16 protein-coding genes are annotated in these 20,916 nt (G+C 44.9%); 14 read left to right on the top strand and 2 right to left on the bottom strand.

Annotated elements, in window-relative coordinates:
* The first annotated feature begins 18 nt into the window (after positions 1 to 18).
* The 3 genes from uxuA to IGK63_RS12940 all read left to right on the top strand — a co-directional run bounded on the left by uxuA (position 19) and on the right by IGK63_RS12940 (position 2,549).
* Positions 19 to 1,116, top strand: a complete 1,098-nt coding sequence (gene uxuA, locus IGK63_RS12950) for a mannonate dehydratase (protein ID WP_005234052.1) — start codon at positions 19 to 21, stop codon at positions 1,114 to 1,116.
* Entirely contained in the window at positions 1,113 to 1,730 is a 618-nt protein-coding gene (locus IGK63_RS12945; RefSeq protein WP_008380585.1) for a bifunctional 4-hydroxy-2-oxoglutarate aldolase/2-dehydro-3-deoxy-phosphogluconate aldolase, read from the top strand. The genes uxuA and IGK63_RS12945 overlap by 4 nt, the downstream gene beginning before the upstream one ends.
* A gap of 96 nt (positions 1,731 to 1,826) precedes the next feature.
* Positions 1,827 to 2,549 (top strand): HAD family hydrolase, encoded by a 723-nt coding sequence (locus tag IGK63_RS12940; RefSeq protein WP_008380587.1) that lies wholly within the window; start codon positions 1,827 to 1,829, stop codon positions 2,547 to 2,549.
* Positions 2,550 to 2,811: 262 nt separating this feature from the next.
* Here the strand turns inward: IGK63_RS12940 and IGK63_RS12935 are convergent, their stop codons facing one another.
* The gene (locus IGK63_RS12935) at positions 2,812 to 3,606 is read right to left on the bottom strand and encodes an AraC family transcriptional regulator (RefSeq protein WP_008380589.1); all 795 of its coding nucleotides are present in this window, start codon (positions 3,604 to 3,606) and stop codon (positions 2,812 to 2,814) included.
* A gap of 266 nt (positions 3,607 to 3,872) precedes the next feature.
* On the opposite strand from IGK63_RS12935, the gene IGK63_RS12930 reads away from it, so the two are divergent.
* The 4 genes from IGK63_RS12930 to IGK63_RS12915 all read left to right on the top strand — a co-directional run bounded on the left by IGK63_RS12930 (position 3,873) and on the right by IGK63_RS12915 (position 8,683).
* Complete coding sequence (locus IGK63_RS12930; RefSeq protein WP_008380592.1) at positions 3,873 to 5,489, top strand: glycoside hydrolase family 43 protein; 1,617 nt, start codon at positions 3,873 to 3,875, stop codon at positions 5,487 to 5,489.
* A complete protein-coding gene (locus IGK63_RS12925) occupies positions 5,486 to 6,811 on the top strand; it encodes an ABC transporter substrate-binding protein (RefSeq protein ID WP_008380593.1) in 1,326 nt (441 codons plus the stop codon). Before IGK63_RS12930 ends, IGK63_RS12925 begins: the two co-directional genes overlap by 4 nt.
* Before the next feature lie 126 nt (positions 6,812 to 6,937).
* The gene (locus IGK63_RS12920) at positions 6,938 to 7,849 is read left to right on the top strand and encodes a carbohydrate ABC transporter permease (RefSeq protein ID WP_016612771.1); all 912 of its coding nucleotides are present in this window, start codon (positions 6,938 to 6,940) and stop codon (positions 7,847 to 7,849) included.
* The gene (locus IGK63_RS12915) at positions 7,850 to 8,683 is read left to right on the top strand and encodes a carbohydrate ABC transporter permease (protein WP_005228444.1); all 834 of its coding nucleotides are present in this window, start codon (positions 7,850 to 7,852) and stop codon (positions 8,681 to 8,683) included.
* A gap of 56 nt (positions 8,684 to 8,739) precedes the next feature.
* On the opposite strand, the gene IGK63_RS12910 is transcribed toward IGK63_RS12915, so the two are convergent.
* The gene (locus tag IGK63_RS12910) at positions 8,740 to 9,918 is read right to left on the bottom strand and encodes an ROK family protein (protein WP_016612770.1); all 1,179 of its coding nucleotides are present in this window, start codon (positions 9,916 to 9,918) and stop codon (positions 8,740 to 8,742) included.
* A 250-nt stretch (positions 9,919 to 10,168) separates the two neighbouring features.
* On the opposite strand from IGK63_RS12910, the gene xylB reads away from it, so the two are divergent.
* From xylB to IGK63_RS12875, 7 genes are all read left to right on the top strand, one after another.
* Complete coding sequence (xylB, locus tag IGK63_RS12905; RefSeq protein WP_061053208.1) at positions 10,169 to 11,665, top strand: xylulokinase; 1,497 nt, start codon at positions 10,169 to 10,171, stop codon at positions 11,663 to 11,665.
* A gap of 117 nt (positions 11,666 to 11,782) precedes the next feature.
* A complete protein-coding gene (gene xylA, locus IGK63_RS12900) occupies positions 11,783 to 13,090 on the top strand; it encodes a xylose isomerase (protein ID WP_034872124.1) in 1,308 nt (435 codons plus the stop codon).
* Between the two features lie 141 nt (positions 13,091 to 13,231).
* Positions 13,232 to 14,698 (top strand): glycoside hydrolase family 1 protein, encoded by a 1,467-nt coding sequence (locus tag IGK63_RS12895; protein WP_005234062.1) that lies wholly within the window; start codon positions 13,232 to 13,234, stop codon positions 14,696 to 14,698.
* 36 nt (positions 14,699 to 14,734) lie between these two features.
* Positions 14,735 to 16,144: a response regulator gene (locus tag IGK63_RS12890; protein ID WP_005234063.1), complete on the top strand. Its 1,410-nt coding sequence runs from the start codon at positions 14,735 to 14,737 to the stop codon at positions 16,142 to 16,144.
* 137 nt (positions 16,145 to 16,281) lie between these two features.
* Positions 16,282 to 17,181 (top strand): ROK family protein, encoded by a 900-nt coding sequence (locus IGK63_RS12885; protein WP_016612767.1) that lies wholly within the window; start codon positions 16,282 to 16,284, stop codon positions 17,179 to 17,181.
* Complete coding sequence (gene yicI, locus IGK63_RS12880) at positions 17,178 to 19,448, top strand: alpha-xylosidase (protein WP_016612766.1); 2,271 nt, start codon at positions 17,178 to 17,180, stop codon at positions 19,446 to 19,448. The genes IGK63_RS12885 and yicI overlap by 4 nt, the downstream gene beginning before the upstream one ends.
* Entirely contained in the window at positions 19,449 to 20,912 is a 1,464-nt protein-coding gene (locus tag IGK63_RS12875; RefSeq protein WP_016612765.1) for a glycoside hydrolase family 43 protein, read from the top strand. It begins immediately after the preceding gene.
* The last annotated feature ends 4 nt before the right edge of the window (positions 20,913 to 20,916 follow it).

The following is a 20,916-nucleotide window of genomic DNA, read 5'->3' as shown; positions in this document are numbered from 1 at the left end:
ACGAAAGGGTGACAGCAAATGCAATGGGGGTTTCGATGGTACGGGGAAGGGGATACGATCCCGTTAACGAATATTCGACAAATTCCAGGAATGCACGGCATTGTAGGAACACTTCTGAATAAAATGCCCGGAGATGTCTGGGAGATTTCCGAAATCAACGCACTAAAAGCATCAATTGAAAAAGAGCATCTTTCGCTATTAGGGATTGAGAGTGTCGCGATCCACGATGCGATCAAAGCTGGAACAGAGGAACGGGATCACTACATCGATCAATATATTCAAACGATTCGGAATTTAGCAGCTTGTGATGTACATATGATCTGCTATAGCTTCAAACCGATCTTCGGCTGGGCAAAAACAAACCTATTTTATCAAAACGAGGATGGCAGCTTCTCCTTGCTCTATGATCAAGCCGTTGTGGATGATATGGAACCTAGTGAGATGTATACGCTAATCCATAGCCAATCAAAAGGCTTTAAATTGCCAGGCTGGGAAGAAGAACGACTGAAAAAGTTCCAGCGTTTGATGGCAACTTATGAAGGGGTCACTCAAGAGATCCTCTTTGATAACTTAAGCTATTTCTTAAAGCGGATCATTCCTGTGTGTGAAGAAGTAGATGTGAAAATGGCGATCCATCCGGACGATCCACCTTGGGAAATTTTTGGTTTGCCACGGATCACCAAAAATTTAGAGGACTTGAAAAAAATCATGGCCATCGTGGATTCGCCTTATAATGGGGTGACGTTGTGCACCGGTTCGTTAGGTGCCGATCCAGAAAACGACATGGTGGAGATCGTTCATGGCTTAAAAGGCCGCATCAACTTTGTTCATTTTCGCAATGTGTTGTTTATGGGGGAACGCAAATTTAAAGAATCTGCCCATCTTTCCACTGAAGGATCGTTAGATATGTATGCCATTATGAAAGCCTTGGTTGAGGTCGGTTTTGATGGTGTCATCCGTCCTGATCACGGGCGGACGATCTGGGGGGAAGTGGCGATGCCAGGCTATGGTCTGTATGATCGCGCGATTGGTATCAGTTATCTTCAAGGGCTTCATGAAGCCGTCTTGAAAGAGCAAATGCAATCGAGGGGAACGAAGGGAGGAGAGAGTGTATGACACTCTATGAACAATTGGCAAAAACAAGGGTGTTGCCCCTTTACACGGCAACAGACCTTACCTATTTGCCAGTAGTAGAATCACTGCTGATTGAGCATGAACTGTATTTTATTGAAGTGACCTTCCGCAGTGCCCTTGCTTTAGAAGCGATTGAAAAACTCTCTCAATCGGGCAAATTGATCGTAGGCGCAGGCACGGTCCGCACCTTAGAACAAGCAAAAGCAGCAGTTGAGAAAGGGGCGCGCTTTATTGTTTCCCCTGCTCTTGTACCTGATGTGGTGGAATTTTGTCTTGCCGAAAACATTCCAGTGTTTCCAGGGACAGCTACCCCAAATGACATTCAACGGGCAACGGATTATGGCTTATCAGTTGTGAAATTTTTCCCTGCGGATATCTACGGGGGCTTACCGGCAATCAAAGCCCTCAGCGGTCCGTTTTACGATATTCGATTTGTCCCAACTGGTGGGATCACTCTCGAAAATGTTCAAGACTATTTATCTGATCCGCAAGTATTAGCGGTTGGCGGCTCCTTCATTCTGTCAGAAGCGCTAGTAAAAGAAGGGCGGGAAAAGGCTGACAGCCATTTGGCGCATGTAAAATCATTGCTAAGTTGAGCAGTCAGCTGTAAATAAACAAGATGAAGCAATGGGTGCCAAAGGATTTTGGTACCATTGCTTTTTTATTCGCAGAAAAGCAAAGGAGGCCATAGGATGGAGAAGATAAAACTGGTGATTTTTGATATGGACGGTTTGATGTTTGAAACAGGTCGGTTAGTTTACCGCGCCTATTTAAGAGCCGCGGAGGAGTATGATTTTGAAGTTTGCCAAGATGTTTATTATTACCTGACTGGCAGAACGGAAGCAGATATTCGTAAAGGGATGCAGGAACTTTATGGCAGTACGGTACCAACGGATCGGTGGCGAGAAGCGATGAATCGTCAGAAAGAAGTGATTTTAGCTGAAGAAAAGCGGGTGTTCAAAAAGCCCGGCCTTCTTGAACTATTGGAAGCATTAAAAAAACAAGATTGCTTGATAGCCGTGGCGTCCTCTTCGTCGAAAGAAAAAATCAAGGCGTATTTTGAAATGGAACAGATGCCAGATTGGTTTGATACGGTGGTTTCTGGGGATCAAGTGCGAAAGGGCAAACCTGATCCAGAAATCTTTCTGACAGCATGCCAACAATTAGGCGTAAAGCCTGAAGCAGCCTTGGTATTAGAAGATTCTCTAGCCGGCATAAGAGCCGCAAAACAAGCCAAGATCCCAGCTTTTCTGATTGCGGATGATTTGAGTATTTTGCCAGTCAAGAAAAATGGGAAGTATCCTTTGCTTAAACAGCCAAAACTTGAGCAAGAAGTAGCTGCACAGGTGAAAACTTTTTCTGATCTGACGGAAGTCAGAGACTGGCTAGTCGTGAATCATTTTTCTTGGCCTTGATCGATGTTCCAAGAAGCTTCGATAAAGCAAACGGCATTAAGCAAGAACATACGGTGCTATAAATCAGGCATAGCGTTGCGGAATCGGTAAAACAACAAAGGTTCATTTTGGCAATTGGTCTTTTCCTGCTCATTTCTCTATGAAGAAGGGGAGAGTTAGAATGTTTTTCACTACTTTCTGGGAACGTGGCAAAAGGCTGACTAGAAAAACGAGTAAGATTGTAGCAGCTCACTTTATAGGTAAGTGAAGCTGCTTTTTTGCGCTATTCCTTCAGCAACGAAAAATGAGCATTGTGTGTTAAGCGGTATTCTTTCGGAGTCAGTGAGGTCAAAGCTTTGAAATTTCGATTGAAGGTTCGCACATTTTGAAAGCCAGCCTGTTCTGCTACTTCCGTAATCGGCAAGAGACTATGAGTCAGCAAAAAAGAGGCATGGCGAATTCTTGCTTGATTCAAAAGCCGAGGAAAGGTGCTTTTCAATTTCTCAGTGATCATTCTGGAAACGTAGACGCTACTATAACCGATACTGCTGCTTAGTTTTTCGAGCGTCAGCTCTTCTTTGAAGTGTGACTCGATATAGGCAAGCAGCTGGATCAGGATATCCTCTTGGTTTTTGGCTGGTAGTAAAGTCGTTTGGTGCTCAAAAAGGTAAAGGACTTGATACAGTGCCGATTTTCGTAAATAGAGGGAATCCGTTTCAAATAAAGGATAATACAGCTGATTTGCGACAGACGAATCAATGGTGATAACGGGATCTGACAAAGCGAAATCTTTGGTTTTGGCATAAAAATCTGGAATAAACTCCGGCGAAAAAACCAGAATATGCAGTTGTGATTCCTTAGGGGTTTCGATGGCATGGGTCTGGTAAGGCATGACTAATAACACTTGGCCAGTTGTAAGGACATAGGGACTTTCTTCGATTTTGACAACCGCTTCGCCGTCACTACAAAAAAGCAATTCAAAGGAACGATGAAAATGTTCCATGTAATTAAGCGAGTAGGGATGGTAACTGGAAACGCCTAGGTATTCGCCGAAATGGTATTCTTCTAAAATAGTCACGCGATCTATCCTCCATTTTTTGTCTATCGATGTGTGGAAATCGTCCTGTGAATGATAGCGATTTCATTCTATAATTATGACAGTTCAGCTGAAGAAAGTAAATAGAACAATGATTAGTGAATATTTTTAAAATGAGCTGCAGCAGCAAGTTTCTTTTTTTTGTTAGGTATATTAGTAAAGAAAACTTACTAACTGGATGAAGCTCATTCCTACTGACACTCAGTTGAATCACAAAATGCCAAAAAGGGAAAGAGGAGGAAATTTTTTTGATTACCAATCCGATACTAACAGGCTTTCATCCAGACCCGAGTATTTGTCGTGCAGGAGAAGATTATTACATTGCTACGTCGACCTTTGAATGGTTTCCAGGTGTGCGCATCTTCCATTCGAAGGATTTGAAGAACTGGCGCTTGATCAGTACACCAGTCAATCGTGTCAGTCAGTTGAATATGCTGGGAAACCCAGATTCTGGGGGTGTTTGGGCGCCAAACTTAAGTTACAGTGATGGTCGTTTTTGGTTGATTTATTCAGATGTCAAAACACAATCTAATAGTTGGAAAGATGTGAACAATTATTTGATCACCTGTGAGACCATTGATGGGGATTGGTCAGAACCAATCTATATGAATTCTTCTGGTTTCGATCCCTCGTTATTTCATGACGACGACGGCAAAAAATATTTTTTGAACATGGTTTGGGATTATCGTCCGACAAACCATTCCTTTTATGGGATCGCTCTCCAAGAGTTTGATTGGCAAGCCAAGAAATTGGTGGGGCAGCCCAAAATCATCTTCAAAGGAACAGAGCGCAAATTGACGGAAGCACCGGTTATGTATAAAGTGAACGGCTATTATTATTTATTGACGGCAGAAGGCGGCACCAAGTTTGAACATGCAAGTACCATCGCTCGTGGGACGCACATCGAAGGGCCTTATGAAGTTCATCCTCAAAACCCTCTGATCAGTTCCTGGGGACAGCCAGAGATCCTGCTACAAAAAGCTGGCCATGGTTCATTTGTGAAAACGCAGACCGATGAATGGTATTTTGTTCACTTAACAGGGCGAGCGCTGAAGTATCCAGAAACGCCCCTCTTAGAAAATCGCGGCTATTGCCCGCTCGGACGAGAAACAGCGATCCAGTCTGTTTATTGGGAAAATGATTGGCCGTATATCACAGGCGGAAACTTTCCAAAAGAGGAAGTCCCACAGCCACAGCTGCCCGAACATCCGTGGGAAACAGAATCAGGCTTTGATGATTTTGAAGAGGCGTCGTTGGCACCAGTGTTTCAAACCTTGCGGATTCCTTTTTCTGAGGAAATCGGTAGTTTGACCGCACGACCAGGGTACTTGCGCTTGTATGGGCGAGAGTCGTTCAATTCCTTGTTCCATCAAGCACTGGTGGCAAGAAGATGGAGCGATTTTCGTTTCGAAGCAACGACTGCCGTCGAATTTTCACCGAACTCGTTTCTACAGTTAGCAGGCATGACGAATTACTACAATACACAAAACTGGTCGGCGATCTACATCACTCATGATGAGACGAAAGGCAGAATCATCACTGTATTGACAAGCGAAAAGGGCCAACTGAAGAGTCAAAAAGCACCAGAAGTTGTGATACCAGCCGATGTACAAACAGTCTACTTCAAAACGATCGTTAATTATGCCCACTATCAATACGCGTACTCGTTTGATCAAAAAGAGTGGCAGGTCATCGATCAGCTATTTGACAGCTTGCAATTGTCTGACGACTATGTAGCAGAACATTACGGTGGGTTCTTTACAGGGGCTTTTGTAGGGATGTTTGCGATTGATACGACCGGCAATCGTTTGGCGGCTGATTTTGATTCATTTGACTATCAAAAAATCGAGGAGGAAGAAAGATGAAAAATTGGAAACGGGTCTTACAAACAGTGTCATTGGCGGGCTTAGCAGCTTTTATGCTTAGTGGCTGCGGGAATGGTTCTGGAAACAGCAGCTCAGATAATAGCGCAACGGGAAGTAGTGGCAAGGATGAACTCGTGGTTTGGACCTTTACTTCAGAATTATCAACGATGATCAATGATTACTATTTGCCGGCGCATGACGACTTGGCCTATGACATTCGGATCGTGGAGATTCCTTCTGACCAATTCGAGACCAAGCTCGATCCGATTCTCGGTTCCAAAGATGCACCAGATGTGATTGCTTTAGAATCTGCCTTTGTCAAAAAATATGTGGAATCAGGCATGATGGCAGACCTTGGTTCACTGGGGCTTGATGAAGCCTCAGCAGATACGTATCAATATGTCAAAGACGTAGGGACTTCAAAAGACGGGGTTCTTCATGCCTTGGCTTGGCAAGCTGCTCCTGGCGGGTTTTATTACCGGGCATCGATGGCAGAAGAGCTGCTAGGAATCGATGATCCAGCGGCTGCGCAAGCGGCCTTGTCAGACTATGACAAGTTCTATGAGCAAGCCAAAGCAGTCAAAGAAAAAAGTGGTGGAACCACCTATATGATCTCTAGTGTCCAAGATTTGGCGAAGCCTTTTTATGGTCAACGCGAACATGGCTGGGTTGAAGACGGCAAATTAGTGATCGACGACAGTTTGTATGACTTGTTGGATGTATCACGAAAATTTGTAGAAGAAGGCCTGACACAAGATACAGAAGGACAGTCAGAAGCTTGGTTTGCTGGAATGAATGGCGACAATGTATTCGGTTATAGTTTGCCGACATGGGGGCTGCACTATTGGTTAAAACCAAATGCGACAGCTGCCGATAACTCCAGCTCAACAGAAGGCGACTGGCGCATGATCCAAGGACCTTCGTCGTGGTTCTGGGGCGGCACATGGATCGGTGCTACGGCAAATTCTGAGATGCAAGAAGAAGCTGCGCAATTGGTGGCTTACTTGACCACAGATCAAGCATTTTTAAAACAATGGGCCGAAGATACCGGTGATTTTGTATCAAATGAGCGAGTCGTTGAAGAAATTAAAGGCGAATATGAAGAGGAATTTTTAGGCGGTCAAAACCACTATGCAGAATTTGCCGATATGGTTCAAGACATCAACGCGAAAATTCTGACCGAGTATGACCAGACGATTGAAACCCTCTTTACGGATAGTTGTTTGACACCATATTCAAAAGGTGAAGTGGATCAGGAAACGGCGATCCAAAACTTTAAAGATGCGGTCGTCAATGCTTATCCAGATGTTCAAGTAGATTAGGTGTTGTTGAAACCGGCACCGAAGACGGGGTCGGTTTCAACCTTTTCTAGGTACTATGCGCTGCTTAAATGGCTTGTCTTTACAGGCAGAAGTTGGCAGTAGAAGAAAAAAATCAGGGGGATTACGATGCAGAATAAGAGAAGATTTGAACAGTATCATCGCTATGGGCTATTATTTATCACACCATTTTTTCTAGCATTCTTGGTTTTTCAGCTTTATCCAATTCTCTATACGATTTACCTAAGCTTTACGGATCTAAAAGGGTGGAATCCAGCTGCCAATCTTGTCGGACTGGATAACTATTTTGCGATTTTTCGCAACCCGTTATTTTTAAAATCGATCAGCAATACCTTTATTTTGTGGGGCGTAAACTTTGTCCCTCAAATTGGCTTGGCTCTGTTGCTGGCGGCATGGTTTACCAATATCAAGTTGCGTTTGCGGGGGAAAGGCTTCTTCAAAGTCGCTTTTTACTTACCCAACATCATTACTGCCGCTTCAGTAGCAATCTTATTTTTCGTTTTGTTCAGTTTTCCGTTAGGTCCGATCAACCTAGTCTTGCAGCATTTCGGTGTTTTGGACCAGCCCTATGACTTTTTCCGTAGTGAAACGGGCACTCGGCTGATCGTTTCCTTTATCCAATTTTGGATGTGGTATGGTCAGACAACGATCGTTTTGGTTTCGGGCATTTTGAGCATTGATGATGCTCTTTTTGAATCAGCAATGGTCGATGGAGCCAATGATGGTCAAATTTTCCGCAAGATCACGCTGCCTTTGTTAAAACCAATCTTGCTTTATACATTGGTGACGTCTTTGATTGGCGGCTTGCAAATGTTCGACATTCCTTTTTTGCTGACAAACGGCAATCCCAACAATAGTGTCTTAACGATCACGATGTTTATCTACAACCAAGCCTTTACCGGGAGTCGGAATTTCAACGTTGCCGCAACCGCGTCGGTGCTATTATTGGTACTTTCGATCGTATTAAGCACGTTATTGTTTCAATTTTTCAAAGAAAACAGCAAAGTGGGGAGAAAATAAATGGAAAATAGCTATCGAGCAAAACGATTGTTGATCTATGTCTTTTTGGTGTTGCTGACGATCTTAAGTATTCTGCCGTTTTGGGTCGTCTTAGTCAATGCGACCCGTTCAGCAGAACAGATCCAGCAAGGGCTGTCCTTGTGGCCTGGCGGTAATCTCCAATACAACTGGTCCGTCTTAATGGGCAGAGGCTTCAATGTTTTCAATGGATTTAAAAATAGTTTCTTGATTGCGGCTGGCGCTACCGTTCTCAATGTATATTTTTCGGCATTGACAGCTTATGGCGTGATCGCCTATGAGTTTCGTGGCAAGAAAGTCCTGTTTGCTGTCATTCTTGGGCTGATCATGATCCCTCAGCAAATTAGCATGATCGGTTTTTATCAATTTATGAATCGCTTAGGGCTCTTAAATAATTTTCTGCCATTGATTTTACCAGCGATCGCATCACCTGCTACCGTTTTTTTCTTAAAGCAATACTTAGAAACGATCTATCATCCTGATTTGGCAGATTCTGCTCGTTTGGACGGAGCCGGCGAAATCAAAATTTTCCATCGCATCATGTTGCCCTTGATGAAACCGGGCTTAGCCACCATGGCGATTTTCTCGTTCGTGACCTCGTGGAATAATTTCTTGATGCCCTTGATCTTGATCAACGATACGGAAAAGTATACGTTGCCGATGCTGGTCCAATTGCTGAAAACTGATGTTTACCGTACTGAATTTGGCAGTATGTATCTAGGGATCTCATTAAGTATTATTCCTTTATTGCTGATTTACCTGTTTCTATCGAAATACATCGTGGGCGGTGTGACGGCTGGCGGAATCAAAGGATAGCGAGACCTTTTTTCCCAAAAGAAAACGCTGGACTGAGTCTTCAGTCCAGCATTCATTTAATGGATCACACGGGAGAGATCAAGTGCTGCAAAGCGCAAATCGTTGATATTCAAGAAATGTTTCGCCACTAAAACGTTACCGCCAAACAGCGGGGCTTGATCGCCTAATCGGCTGTTTTTGATCTTCGTGTTTTTGGTGAACTGGCTGGTCAATTTTTGTTGCAGCGCCAGTAATAAATCAGGAATTTTGCGATAGACCGAGCTGTTGATATAGACTTCTTCGGGATCAGAAAAAGTGATGACATTGTTTAGCCCAATACTAAGAAACTCAACATTTTGTTGCGCCAATTCGACTGCTGATTTTTCTCCGGCATGATAGGCTTGTGCAAAGGTATCCGAATTAACGAACGCTGTTTTTGTATAGTGACTGTAGGTGTCAAACAAGACTTTGTTCGACGCATATTGCTCTAAGCAGCCTCGATTGCCGCAAGGGCACAAGTTGCCGTGAGGAAAGAGCGTAGAATGGCCAACTTCCCCCGCCATGCCGTGAGTACCGGTTTGTAGCTGCCCATCAACGATGATTCCGACACCGATCCCACTATGGACGCTGACGCTCAGTAAATTCGTGGAATCAGAAGAAAAACAGTACTCGCCTAAAGCCGTCAGATTGGCTTCGTTTTCTATATAGACCGCCGTATTGTATTTTTGGCTCAAAGGGGCGATCAAATCAAAGTGTTCCAAGTCGTAGTAGGGGGCAAAGGTGACCGTCTGATTGTGAACGATGCCGTGGATCGCCAAACAGATTCCTACTAATCCATGAGTGGTTTGCGGCATTTGCGGCCAAAATTCTTTCATCATAGAATCGATCGTCGCCAGTACATTTTCTTTGGTGATCAATTCATGGGAATGATCGGCGGAGGCGATCATCTCGCCATTGATATAAGAAAGCATTCCACGAACATAGTTATAGCCGATGTCAAAGGTAACAGCTAAGCTGCTGCGGTGATTGAATTGCAATTGAATCGGTTTGCGACCACCGATCGAAGTGGAATCCCCAATGCCGACTTCGCGAACGAAGTCCGTGTCGATCAGTTTTTTGGTTATTTGAGAAACAGACGCTTTATTGAGATGGGTCAAATTTGACACTTCCGCTCGTGACACATTTTCATTGTCAATGATCGTCTTCAATACAGCCGCTTCATTTTGTTCGCGTATGCCCATTTTATTGATAATCATGTGTTCTCCTCTTCATAGATGTGATTAGTGTTAGTTTACCGTGCAAATTAATATTGTGCAAGCTGAAGAATAAAGAAAAGACGAAGAATGTAGAAGCAGCAGTTTGAGAACGAAAATCTTAGAAAGATTTGTTGAAAGCGCTTGACAGGAATGCGAGAATCGTTTACTATCCAATTAGTTAGTTTTGAATGCTAATTAACCGATTGAGAGGCAATGGTTAACTGCTTCAAACAGAGGAAGGAGAGAAGAGATGGCTTATTTTTTAGGGTTGGATCTAGGAACAAGTGCGTTAAAAGGCTTAGTTTTTGATCAAACCGGGGAACTCCAAGGAACAGCAAGTGTTGACTATCCATTGTCATCCCCTAGACCGGGGTTCAGTGAGCAAGAGCCTGTACATTGGCAAGAGGCGGCAGATAAGGTAATCAAAACCTTGATCCAGCAGCTTCCAACGTTGCAGAAAGAATTGATCGGCATCAGCTTTTCCGGGCAAATGCATAGTCTTGTTTTATTGGATGAAGAAAACCGAGTCATTCGCCCGGCAATATTATGGAATGACGTTCGAACCACCAAACAATGTCAAGCGATCATGGCATCCTTTGGAGAGGAAATAAAAGAAATCACCAAGAATGTTGCTTTGGAAGGGTTCACCTTACCCAAAATTTTATGGGTCCAAGAACACGAGCCTGAACATTGGCAACAAGTTCGTCACATGATGCTGCCAAAAGACTACTTGGCTTTTTGGCTGACAGGTAACTATTCGATGGATTATTCTGATGCGGCGGGTACGTTACTGCTGGATATCGAAAAGAAGTGCTGGTCTGAAGCCATTCTAGGAAAATTCGCAATCGCATCGGATTTACTGCCGCCGCTTTTTGAATCAGCAGCGCCTGTAGGGCAAATGCGAAAAGAACTGCAAGAAGCCTTTGGCTTTGAACAAGAGGTGACGATCTATGCAGGTGGCGCAGACAATGCCTGTGCTGCATTAGGGTCCGGGATCATCGCCGAAGGTGTCGGCATGGTGTCGATTGGCACTAGCGGTGTGTTCTTATCCTTTGAAGAAGCGCAAGAGGTTGATTATCAAGGCGATCTACACCTTTTCCGTCATGCGATCAAAGACAAGTTGTATTCAATGGGGGTCACTTTAGCCGCTGGAAATTCCTTAAGCTGGTATCGTGATACGTTTGCCCCAAACCAATCGTTTCAGGAATTGCTTTCAGCGATCAGTGAGGTAAAACCGGGGGCAGAAGGCCTGCTGTTTACGCCTTATATCGTGGGCGAACGCACACCACATACCGACAGCCAAATCAGGGGAAGTTTTATTGGTATTGACACACGGCATCGCGAAAAGCATTTCAGTCGTGCCGTCTTAGAAGGGATCACCTTCTCTCTGAAAGATTCCCAAATGATCATGGAAGAACGAGCACAGCGGAAATTCACCCAGATCGTTTCTGTGGGGGGCGGTGCGAAAAATGCCGAATGGCTGCAAATGCAAGCCGATATTTTTAATGCAGAAATGCTGACTTTATCTACTGAACAAGGTCCAGGTATGGGCGCAGCAATGCTGGCAGCAATCGGCAGTGGCATTTATCCAGATGCGGCCGCTTGTGTTAACACCTTTGTCAAATACAGCAAGGCAATTGCACCGATTCCTGAAAATGTCGCCAAATACCAAGAAATTTATGCGATCTACCGGACCGTCTACCAGCAGACCGCGCCTATCTGCCATGCGTTGGCGCAGCTCGAATAGCGTAATGGCAGCAGACAATTTGTTTGATCAAAGCGAGGAATCGTTATTGGTTCTAAATGATTGGAACTAAGTAAGTTAGTTTATTACACTAAAAAACATAAAATGGAGGCAACAACAATGACTTATTTCCCAGAAATCGAAAAAATCCGCTACGAAGGTCCTAAAACAGACAATATGTTTGCATTTCGCCATTACGATGCCGAAGAAGTTGTTTTAGGCAAGAAAATGAAAGATCATCTACGTTTTGCAATTGCCTATTGGCACACCATGACGCAAGATGGTTCCGATCCTTTCGGCGCACCCGTCAACAAACGGACGTGGATCGGTGACACCGAAATGGAAACGGCGAAAAATCGAGTAGAAGCTTTTTTTGAGATTTGCGAAAAATTAGGGGCAGAGTTCTTCTGTTTCCATGATGTTGACGTGGCACCTGCGGGAGAAACGTTAGAAGAATTTTTCCAAAACTTAGACGAAATCACCGATTTGATCAAAGAAAAAATGGAACAAACGGGGATCAAACTCTTATGGAATACAGCAAATATGTTCTCACACCCTCGTTTCAACAACGGCGCTGCTTCCACCAATAATGCGGAAGTTTACGCGTATGCAGCAGCCCAAGTTAAAAAAGGCTTAGATATCTCGAAAAAATTAGGCGGTGAAAACTATGTCTTCTGGGGCGGCCGTGAAGGCTATGAAACCTTGTTGAATACAGACATGAAATTTGAACAAGACAACATCGCCCGTCTATTCAAAATGGCGATCGCTTATGGCGAAAAAATCGGTCATAAACCGCAGTTCTTATTAGAGCCGAAACCAAAAGAACCATCAAAGCACCAATATGATTTTGATGCAGCGACAACGATGGCCTTCATTCAGCACTACGGCTTAGAAGGAGATTTCAAATTAAACCTAGAAGCCAATCATGCAACATTAGCTGGCCATACCTTTGAACATGAAATCGCCGTTGCCCGTAGCTATAACGCATTAGGCTCACTGGATGCCAACCAAGGAGATATGCTGTTAGGATGGGATACGGATGAATTTCCAACCAACGTTTTTGACTCGACACTCGCTTTATACGAAGTCTTAGAAAACGGCGGCATCGCACCGGGAGGAATCAACTTCGATTCTAAAGTCCGTCGTTCGTCATTTGAAATGGAAGATCTGTTGTTAGCCCACATCGCTGGTATGGATACGTATGCCCGAGCGTTAAAAGCAGCAGCGAAACTGAAAGAAGACCGCTTCTTAGACGAGTTGAAGGAAAAACGGTACGCCTCGTTCCAAGAAGGCATCGGAGCGAAGATCGTTGCTGATGAGGAAAACTTAGAAACACTGACAGATTACGCATTGGCGCATGATCAAATCGAAATAGAATCCAGCCACATTGAATATGTGAAATCTCGTTTGAATGATTACCTGTTTTAATAAGAAACGACTGTCGTTCTGAGGAGCGACAGTTTTTTCACCTAAAAAATATCTTTTGGCAATTGTTACGAATCAACCAAATTATGATACGATAAAATGTAACCGATTTAACTCGGTTTAGGAATTGAAGGAGGCAACTTGATGTTTCACACAAACTTAGATCCTTTCCCAGAAAACTTCTTATGGGGGGCGGCTTCGGCGGCCTATCAAATTGAAGGCGCATGGGCAGAAGACGGCAAAGGTCCGTCGATTTGGGATACCTATGCCCAAATTCCCGGCAATACCTTTGAGGAAACCAACGGCAAAGTGGCGATCGATCACTACCATCGATACAAAGAAGATGTTGCCTTGATGAAGCAAATGGGCTTGAAAGCCTATCGCTTCAGCGTGGCGTGGTCGCGAATCGTGCCTGATGGCGAAGGTGCGGTCAATGAAGCTGGTGTGGCGTTTTACGAAAAGCTGGTGGACGAATTGCTTCGGCAAGGAGTAGAACCGATTTTGACGCTGTATCATTGGGATCTTCCTCAGGCTTTGCAAGACAAATACCAAGGATGGGAGGGACGAGAAACAGCAGCGGCATTTGAACGGTATTGCCGAATCCTTTTTGAACGCTTAGGAAAGAAAGTCACCTATTGGGTCACCATGAATGAACAAAATGTCTTCACTTCTCTTGGGTACCGTTGGGCGGCACATCCACCGGGCTTGAAGGACTTAAAACGGATGTATGCAGCCAATCATATCATCAACCTTGCCAATGCAAAGGCAATTAATTTGTTCCATGAGCTAGTTCCACAGGGCAAGATTGGTCCAAGTTTTGGCTATGGACCGATGTATCCGTTTAGCTGTGACCCAGAAGATGTGCTGGCTGCAGAAAATGGCGAAGCCTTCAACAACGCGTGGTTTTTAGATGTCTATTGCAAAGGCGAATACCCGAAATTTGTCTACAAGCAATTAGCCAAAGTCGGTCTGGCTCCTGAAGTCACTCCAGAAGATCAAGCACTATTAAAACAGGCAAAACCTGATTTCTTAGGGATCAATTACTATCACGGTGGAACGGCCCAACAAAACAATTTGCAGAAGCAGTCAGCTGAAAAGAAAGAATTTTCTAAAGTCGATCCGTATTTGATGCAAGCGGTAGCTGGCGAGTTCTCACCAGAAGAAACCATGTTTGCGACGGCGGAAAATCCCCACTTGAAAAAAACAGATTGGGGTTGGGAGATCGATCCCGTTGGTTTCCGTGTGGCCTTGCGACGTATTCAGGCCAATTATGACTTGCCGATTTTTATTACTGAAAATGGGTTAGGCGCCATCGATCAATTGACAGAAGACAAACAGATCCATGATCCATACCGCATTACCTATTTGCAGGAACATCTGGTGGAACTGCAAAAGGCCATCACGGATGGGGTTGAGCTGATCGGCTATTGTGCTTGGTCCTTTACAGATCTACTAAGTTGGTTGAATGGATACCAAAAACGCTATGGGTTTGTTTATGTCGATCGCGACAATCAAAACGAACGTCAGTTGGCGCGCATCCCGAAGGATAGTTTTTATTGGTATCAAGAGGTGATTCGCACCAATGGGGCAAGTTTGACAAGTGAAACATGATGTAACGAAGGAGTAGCTGAAAATGGAGGTTGGAAAATGCGTAAAGTGTTGATCGTTGATGATGAAGCATCGATCCGAAATGGACTGCCTCTGATCATCGATTGGGAACGTCTGGGGTATCAAATCGTCGGGTCGGCGGAAAACGGCGAAGCTGGCTTGGCAATGATCCGCGAATTGAAGCCAGACGTTGTGATCGCTGATATCCGTATGCCGGGAAAAAATGGTCTTGAGATGGTGCAAGCAGCATCGGAGGAAGGGCTTTTGTTTTTTGCCATTATTTTGTCCGGCTACTCAGATTTTGACTATGCCAAGCAAGCTTTGCAACTGGGCGCTGTGACCTATTTGCTGAAACCAGTTGATGAAGAAGAGCTGATCGGTATTTTGACGAAAATCGATCAAAAAGCCAAGACCGATCAGCAGAAAAATCAGAAGAGTCAGTTGATGGAGAAATTGTTTGGCGGGGATCAAACGGGGATCAAAGACGCACAAGCCATCAAGCTATTGCGACTTTCCGAGGAGGCAGATGCCCAAAAGCTGGTTGAGAAATTACAGGAGCAAGTGGCGCAAGTCATCACCTTGATCCATCGGCATCATCGGTATTTGGTTTTGTTAAACGAGGAACGCTTTCCCGACGAGGCGATCGATGCGTGGTGCCGCAAAAAAATGGCTCATCAAGAGATCTTGATCTCCCGCTGGTTTGCGGCGCAAGAGAACTTGAAGCCATTGATGATCGATATCCAGACATTAAGTAAATTGATTTTCTTATTTCCCAATCAAGTCATTTCTCACCATGTTTTGGATACGACCCAAGAAGCAGAAGAACGAAGCGATTTGCGTGAAGAATTAGTAAAAGCGATTTTGGCAAACGATCCGTTGGAACAGCCGTTATTCCGCTATTATCAAACCTTTTATCATTTATTGGCATTGGAAGAAGAGATCAAATGGCAAGTCAATGGCGACATCGAATGGCTGCAGCATCAAATCAGTGAAAAAGTAGCATTAGCGATCGAATGGTCGACAGACGAAGTGCATCAGCAGATTTTTCTCGCCCAAACGTTTCCGATGCTACAAGAGGTGATCACCGAAAAACTAGCAGACTTGCAAGCAACAGTCGCCAGCAGTTTGAACCAAATCGATATCATTGCAGAATTGATCCAATACACAAAAAAGCATTATCAAGAAGATTTGACCTTGAAAAAAATCGGGGAACGTTTCAATTACAATAGTGCCTATCTAGGCAAGAAGTTTCGCAAAGAAACCGGTAAAAATTATTTGGCGTTCTTGGATGAAGTACGAATGGAAAAAGCGGTGGAAATCTTACGTCATTCCAATCTAATGGTCTACGAAGTTGCTGAATTGGTGGGCTACAGCAATGTTGATTATTTCTATAAAAAGTTCAAACAATACCATCGGGTTTCACCGAATGAGTTTCGGAAAAATGAATAACCACAAAGATGTCCGTGATTTTCTACGGACATCTATTTTTTAGGGTAACGATGACTAAATTGCTTGGTAGGCTTTCTTTTTTTTCTTTTATATAATTTAAATGAAACTGTAAGCGCTTTTTGAACGGAGGAGGAGAAATGACAGATGTACGCCTGTGCTTTGATGTAGGCGGGACCTATATCAAATTCGGGGTTTTTACCGAGAAGAATCAATGGCTGGATCGAGGCAAAATCAAAACCCCGAGTAATACGCGGGATGAATTTTTTGCTGCCTTAGCTGCCAAAATACAAGAAGTAGAGCAAGCGCATGTTATCGAAGGGATCGGGCTGAGTTTTCCTGGTTTCATTGATTCAGTCAATGGCCGAGCGATCATGGCGGGGGCGTTGGCTCCTTTACACGGCTGTGCTGTCGTACAAGAGCTACAGCAGCGTTTAACCAAGCCCTATCCGATCTGGATCGAAAATGATGCGAAATGTGCTGCTTTAGCAGAACTTTCGACCGGAAATGCTGCTGACGTACAAGATTTTGTCATGATCACATTAGGCACCGGTATTGGTGGCGCGCTCGTTCATCAGCGCCAGTTGATTCACGGAAATGGGTTTCGGGCAGGAGAATTCGGAATGATGATCACTGATTTTCAAGCATCTTCTTTTGCGACCCTCCATGATCTAGCTTCAACGAGAGGGCTGATTGCTGCCTATCGACGAGCAAAAGCGATTCCTGAATCAGAGGAGATTTTAGGAGAAACCATCATGCAGCAGCGGTCGAGTGATCCTGAAACGCAGGAGATTCTGAAACAGTGGGCACATTATGTCGCACTTGCGATTTACAACCTAGCTGTCACGATGAATCCCGAAAGAATACTGATCGGCGGCGGCATCAGCCAAAACCCTGATCTATTAGCTATAATCAAACAAGCAATCAATGAGAACCCCCATTGGCCGGACTTCCAAGTGCCGATCGAGACTTGTCGTTACTATAATGATTCTGGTCTGTTAGGGGCGTTGACATTGATCCAACAAGGAGGAAAAAAATGAAATTTTCAGATGGCGGTTGGTTATTTCGTGAAGGATTTGATGTGAAATTTGCGGTGCATGTCTACGATGCCCGTAAAGAAGAAAACAAATTGGTCTTATATCTGCCTTATAGCTATGTCGGGCATAAAGGGGCAACACTGGATGGCGGATTGTTAACGATGGAAGTCACTACCCCTAGAACCAATATCATTGGGATCACCCTCTACAATTATAAAGGGGTCCAAGCCAAAGCCCCCAACTTTGAATTGATGACAGAAGAGATCACTCCTGATATTTCAGAGGATGAGCAATCATATGTTTTTCGCTCGGGAGACTTGCAAGTCGTGATCAGCAAAGAGGAAAATGTGACAGCTTCGTTTTATTACAAAGAACAGCTGATTACCCAAAGCAAACCTCGCAGCAAAGCCTTAGTGATTGATCCGCAAGCAAATACCCATATCAGCGAACAGTTGACCCTAGATGTGGGAGAAACGATTTATGGTTTAGGGGAACGCTTTACAAATTTCGTGAAGAACGGCCAAAGTGTTGATATCTGGAATGCCGACGGGGGCACTGGTACGGAGCAAGCTTACAAAAATATTCCGTTTTATGTAAGTAATAAAGGGTATGGCGTCTTTGTCAATTCACCCGACCGGGTGCAATTTGAAGTGGGGAGTGAAAAAGTTTCTCGTGTTCAATTCAGCAATCCAGGACAAACGCTGCAGTACTTTGTGATCGCCGGTGATGAGTTAAAACAAGTGATCCAGCGCTACACTGATTTGACGGGGAAACCGTCGCTGCCACCTGCGTGGTCCTTTGGGTTGTGGCTAAGTACCTCGTTCTTGACGGATTATGATGAACAAACCGTAACATCTTTTGTAGACGGTATGGCAGAACGTGAGATTCCCCTTGAGGTCTTTCATTTTGACTGCTTATGGATGAAGGAATACGAGTGGTGCAACTTCACGTGGGACGAACGAACTTTCCCAGAACCGGAAAAAATGCTGCAGCGCTTGAAAGCCAAAGGATTGAAAATCTGTGTCTGGATCAATCCGTACATTGGGCAAAAATCACCCTTGTTTGACGAAGGGATGGCCAATGGCTACTTTTTGAAACGCGCCAATGGAGATGTCTGGCAATGGGACAAATGGCAAGCAGGTTTGGCGATCGTCGACTTCACCAACCCTGAAGCGGTCGCTTGGTACAATAGCAAGCTGCGTGCCTTATTAGACATGGGTGTGGATTGCTTCAAAACGGATTTTGGTGAACGGATTCCCACCGATGCGGTGTACTATGACGGCTCTGATCCAGAAAAAATGCACAATTATTACGCCTACCTATACAATAAAGTCGTCTTTGACTTGCTGAAAGAAGTCAAGGGAGCAGAAGAAGCCATCGTTTTTGCGCGGGCAGCTTCGGTTGGTTCGCAACGCTTGCCTGTACACTGGGGTGGCGACAGTACCTCAGATTATCCATCAATGGCAGAGTCACTGCGGGCAGGTCTGTCCTTTGGGTTAGGCGGCTTTGGGTATTGGAGCCACGATATCTCAGGGTTTGAAGCTGGCTCAACCCCAGACCTTTACAAGCGCTGGACACAATTTGGTCTGCTGTCTTCCCATAGCCGTTACCATGGCAGCTGGGAATACAAAGTGCCTTGGGTTTATGACGACGAAGCCGTGGCGGTAGCCAAAGCCTTTACCAAGTTAAAATTGTCCTTGATGCCTTACTTGCAAGCTCAATCGGTGCTAACCGCCCAAACGGGGATTCCGATGATGCGGGCGATGGTCTTAGAGTTTCCTGAAGACGAGATGACCCATCATTTGGATCGCCAATACATGCTGGGGGAACACCTTTTAGTTGCGCCTATTTTTAATGATCAAGGAACGGTCTCCTTTTACGTACCGAAGACGAAGGGGCATTGGATCGACTATTTATCTGGCAAAGCTTACGAGGGCGGACGTTGGTACCAAGAAACCTATGATTATTTCCACTTGCCACTGTTAGTCCGACCAAATCAACTGATTATCGAAGGCCATGAACAAACCAAAGCAGTCTATGACTATGCCGAACATCCAACGATCCATCTCTTTGATCCGCAAGACAAGACCGCTGCGGCTATCTATGATCACCACGGTGAGTGGATTGGCGAGGTGGCTGTTGAAAGAGTCGATCAAGAACTGATCGTCAAGCTGACAGGGATCCAGCAAGCATCCTTGCAGATTCACACGACTGCTGGAAAAACGAGCCATAAGCTGACGGCTGACCAAACCACGATAAAGGAGTTCTAGATGCCGATGCGAACCATCACGAATCCAATTTTACCTGGATTTCATCCAGATCCCAGTATTTGCCGTGTCGGTGAAGACTTTTATCTGGTGACGAGTACTTTTGAATATTTTCCTGGATTACCAATTTATCACAGTAAAAACTTGGCAGACTGGCAGCTGATTTGTCATGGACTTTCGCGACCTGAGCAGCTGCAGTTATCGACGAAAAACCCCAACGCTTTTGGTCTGTATGCCCCAACCTTGCGTTTTATCAAGGACCGCTTTTACCTCGTTTGTACCAACGTTGGGGCAAACGAAGGAAGAGAAGGCAACTTTCTGATCTGGACAGATGACATCGCCGGTGAATGGTCTGACCCGATTTGGCTGGACACCCCTGGGATCGACCCGACGATTTTCGCAGATGACGATGGGCAGACCTATTACTTAGGCACCCATAAGGAGATCTATCTGCGGACGATCAATTTGGCTTCTGGAGAATTAGGTCCGCGCCAAAACATTTGGACAGGCAGCGGATCGGCTGATCCAGAAGGCCCCCACTTGTATAAAAAAGACGGCTATTACTACCTGTTGATCTCCGAAGGTGGAACGTCCTATGGTCATATGCTGACCATGGCCCGCAGCCGTTCCTTGACGGGACCCTATGAAGCATGTTCCAATAATCCAGTGATGACCAATCGCAGTACGAATCTGCCGCTGCAAGCTGCAGGGCATGCGGACCTCGTGCAAGATATCCAAGGCAACTGGTGGGCAGTTTGTCTGGCAGTACGCCCCATCAGCTATCCTTTGAGGCATTTGTTAGGTCGGGAAACATGCCTGCTACCGGTGGACTGGTCAAACCAATGGCCGGTGTTTGGCGAGGAAGGTCACTTGCCAGAAACCGTTCAGATAGACACAGCGGTGGTACCAAAGGAAACACGGAAGGAGAGCAGCAAGCCTGATTACGTGACTTTATTCGAATGGGCCCCGACGTTGATTGAAGAAGAGCCACATGGCTTCTTGCTGCATCCTAATCAGACGGGTCTGTCCGATCAAGGCAAACTTGCCGCAGTGTTCCAACGGCAAACCGCCTTTGAGCAACAATTTCAGGCAACCTTTGATTGTCGGCAACTAACGGATGGGCAAGCAGGATTGACGGTTTTCTTAAATGCCACCCATCACTATGAGGGTTACCTGGAAAAAACAGCCATCAGTCGACAGTTGGTTTTCCGCCGACAAATCGGTTCCTTATGGAAAGTGGAAAAGAAACTGCCTTATGCAGCAGATATGGTCACCTTGCAGCTGAGCGCCGATAAAGAAACCTATCGTTTTTCTGTTCTTGATGAACAAGGACAAGCACAGCTTTTAGGCAGTGGAGAAACAAAATATCTGACCACTGAAGTCGGTGGTGTCTTTACTGGGATCATGGTGGGCTGTTACGCCAGTGCTTCTTCACCACAACAAACAGTTCGTGTGTGGGATTTCTAACCAA

The sequence above is a fragment of the Enterococcus sp. AZ040 genome (assembly GCF_050499185.1).
GTDB lineage: Bacteria > Bacillota > Bacilli > Lactobacillales > Enterococcaceae > Enterococcus_D > Enterococcus_D entomosocium.
This window is presented reverse-complemented; position numbering and strand designations above follow the sequence as displayed.

Coding starts and splice junctions, on each gene's coding strand:
- uxuA (WP_005234052.1), top strand. CDS start 19: ATGCAATGGGGGTTTCGATGGTACGGGGAAGGGGATACGATCCCGTTA.
- IGK63_RS12945 (WP_008380585.1), top strand. CDS start 1,113: ATGACACTCTATGAACAATTGGCAAAAACAAGGGTGTTGCCCCTTTAC.
- IGK63_RS12940 (WP_008380587.1), top strand. CDS start 1,827: ATGGAGAAGATAAAACTGGTGATTTTTGATATGGACGGTTTGATGTTT.
- IGK63_RS12925 (WP_008380593.1), top strand. CDS start 5,486: ATGAAAAATTGGAAACGGGTCTTACAAACAGTGTCATTGGCGGGCTTA.
- IGK63_RS12920 (WP_016612771.1), top strand. CDS start 6,938: ATGCAGAATAAGAGAAGATTTGAACAGTATCATCGCTATGGGCTATTA.
- IGK63_RS12915 (WP_005228444.1), top strand. CDS start 7,850: ATGGAAAATAGCTATCGAGCAAAACGATTGTTGATCTATGTCTTTTTG.
- IGK63_RS12910 (WP_016612770.1), bottom strand. CDS start 9,918: ATGATTATCAATAAAATGGGCATACGCGAACAAAATGAAGCGGCTGTA.
- xylB (WP_061053208.1), top strand. CDS start 10,169: ATGGCTTATTTTTTAGGGTTGGATCTAGGAACAAGTGCGTTAAAAGGC.
- xylA (WP_034872124.1), top strand. CDS start 11,783: ATGACTTATTTCCCAGAAATCGAAAAAATCCGCTACGAAGGTCCTAAA.
- IGK63_RS12895 (WP_005234062.1), top strand. CDS start 13,232: ATGTTTCACACAAACTTAGATCCTTTCCCAGAAAACTTCTTATGGGGG.
- IGK63_RS12890 (WP_005234063.1), top strand. CDS start 14,735: ATGCGTAAAGTGTTGATCGTTGATGATGAAGCATCGATCCGAAATGGA.
- IGK63_RS12885 (WP_016612767.1), top strand. CDS start 16,282: ATGACAGATGTACGCCTGTGCTTTGATGTAGGCGGGACCTATATCAAA.
- yicI (WP_016612766.1), top strand. CDS start 17,178: ATGAAATTTTCAGATGGCGGTTGGTTATTTCGTGAAGGATTTGATGTG.
- IGK63_RS12875 (WP_016612765.1), top strand. CDS start 19,449: ATGCCGATGCGAACCATCACGAATCCAATTTTACCTGGATTTCATCCA.